The sequence below is a fragment of the Brevibacterium sp. 239c genome (assembly GCF_900169365.1).
Lineage (GTDB): Bacteria > Actinomycetota > Actinomycetes > Actinomycetales > Brevibacteriaceae > Brevibacterium.
The window spans coordinates 1-1,243 of record NZ_FXZH01000063.1 but is presented as its reverse complement, the minus strand read 5'-3'; the positions used below and the strand labels follow the sequence as shown (position 1 = coordinate 1,243).

The following is a 1,243-nucleotide window of genomic DNA, read 5'->3' as shown; positions in this document are numbered from 1 at the left end:
GGGTTATAGGCCAGATTGTGTGTACAGCATAGGGACTTTGCCCAGTAGGCAGTAGGCCAAGACGGGGCTGAACATGGTCTGGAAGCATGTTCAGTGTCCAATCCCAGGAATCATCCCCGCTGTGGTGTATGTGCGAACAAGCTCGTTAAGAACGGCAAGACCACTGCTGGACGGACCAGGTGGCGGTGCAAGCACTGCGGCGCCTCGACGTCTCAAACCCGGGCTGATGTCACTAGAAGAGCCGAGTTCGCCAGCTTCATGGCCTGGCTGACGAGTACCCGTGACAGGGGCGACTTCGCCACCAGCACACGCACCTTCGCCAGGCGCACACAGTGGTGTTGGAACGTGGCCCCCACCCTGTCGCGAACAGGCGAGATCCATGACCAAATCATGCTCGATGGCACCTACTTCAACGGATGGTGCGTCCTCATTGCCCACACCGGCACACACGTCATCGATTGGCAGTGGTGTGACCAGGAAAAGACCGCATCATGGACGGCGCTCATCGAACGGATCCCGGCCCCCGTCGTCGCCGTCGTTGACGGCAACGGGCCCCTGATAACGACGATCAGGAGGCTGTGGCCATCGACGCGTATCCAGCGCTGTTACTTCCATATCCGCCAGGGCGGAAACAGGCACCTCACACGGCGACCGAATCTGCCTGCGAACAAGGAACTTCTCGCGATCTACACGATGCTCACTAAGGTCAAGACTCACGATCAGGCTGCCGCGTGGATGGGTGAGTTCGCAGCATGGGAAGCGCGGTGGCAGACCTTCCTCAAACACCGTACTCGTGCCCACGCCGGCACGCCTCGACCCTCGCACGTCAGACCGGGCCAGACCTGGTGGTACACACACACCTACGGACCAGGCGGGCGTGGAGACTCCTGGCCGGACTCGTCCGTGACGAGCAACTCTTCGTTTGGCTGGACCTGGCGGAAGAAGGAATCACGGTCGCGAGGCCGACCAACCCTTTAGAGGGCGGGCCGAACAGAGCTATCAAGGAGTTCCTGCGACTCCACAGGGGCCTCCCGGCCGATCATGCCAGGCGGGGAGTCGACTGGCTGCTGTATCTGCAGACAGAAGCTGCGAGGGATCCGTGGGACTTTGTCACGTCGGCTGCGTGGACCAGGAAACCTACTCGAAAAGTCACGAGACCAGATGCCGGCCGCCCGGAGACAACGTCTTTGTACGGGACCTCGTTCAGCGTCGAAGACGGTAACGGTATCCAGAAAGGTTGGGG

The 1,243-nt window shown here is 60.8% G+C and carries 1 protein-coding gene; it reads left to right on the top strand.

The features are described from left to right. The first annotated feature begins 258 nt into the window (after positions 1-258). Entirely contained in the window at positions 259-978 is a 720-nt protein-coding gene (locus tag BSP239C_RS20370; RefSeq protein ID WP_101575106.1) for a hypothetical protein, read from the top strand. Positions 979-1,243 lie beyond the last annotated feature (265 nt).